This window comes from Bacillus sp. 522_BSPC, from assembly GCF_001076885.1.
In the GTDB taxonomy this organism is placed as follows: Bacteria; Bacillota; Bacilli; order Bacillales; family Cytobacillaceae; genus Niallia; species Niallia hominis.
The window spans coordinates 1-1078 of record NZ_JVDT01000012.1; the positions used below are offsets into that span (position 1 = coordinate 1).

General features: G+C 34.4%; 1 protein-coding gene. It reads right to left on the minus strand.

The window, feature by feature from the left end:
- Positions 1–90: 90 nt before the first annotated feature.
- Positions 91–1078: ABC transporter permease (locus ADJ83_RS01355; RefSeq protein WP_048716576.1), on the minus strand; the 988-nt coding region annotated here is incomplete at its 5' end.

A 1078-nucleotide genomic window follows, 5' to 3' on the forward strand; every position in this document is an offset into this window, starting at 1 on the left:
AAACCTCATTTAATTTGGAGAACTAGACTTTTTCAGTGCCCTCCATCAGTAGGATGGAGTCCCCTACTGATGGAAGGTTTGCCTTTATTGCTAAACATGTCTTTTTTCAATGAGTTGTATGCCGATTCCCAACATAATCGTTCCCATTAAACAAAGAACTCCTGCTGGTATGGCGATTTCAATCCAAGATGTCTTTTCAAGAATGCCTTTTTTTAATAGCTCCATCCCATAAGTAATCGGAATAAATTTTGATAAAAGAATCATTACTTTGGATGTGACAATTTCGATTGGCCAATAAGCTCCTCCAAGCATAGCAAAACTAACCGACACCAATGGAATAACAGCATTGAACTGACTTGCTGTTTTCACTAAGCCTGTAAGAAGAATCGTTAATGCCACAATAGAAAATAAATAGGGAATGATTAATACATATACCAAATAAAAATGTCCATTAAAATCAATATTTAATCCATATCTAAAGAGAAGAAAGATCATTATTATTTGTACATATCCTACTAAAAAGCTGAATAATAAATGTCCAAAATATATTTGAGCTTTCGATGTAGAGGATAGGATAAAGCGATCCCATATGCCGTTTTGCTTATCTCTCAATATTTCTACAACAGTAAAAGAGACAGTATAGATGCAGAAAAATAAAGTAAACCCAAATAACGACTGCAAGGACTGACTGTAATTATTCTCCTTTTCTGTTAGCGCTTGTTCCTTTGATACAGGAATCATTGGATTTTCCTTATTATTAGCCAGAACTATCTCTGCTTCTTGTTTATTCGCTGCTCCATTTATCAGCGCTTGTTCCTTTAGCATATTAGTATAATAGGTATGAAGATAATTTTGGACCATTAATGCATTAGAAGTTTCGGCGATGCGCAAAATCGTATAAGTGTCTTGGCTTAATGAAACTCCTATATCTGTTTTTCCTTTATCCAACTGTTCCTCCACTTCTTCTTTTGAATAGGGAACAAACGAAAAACTCTCACTTTTATTTAATGCTTTTACAATGTCCAGTACTTTTTCCGACTGATCTGTAAAAATTGGCACCTGTACCTTTGTAAAGGAA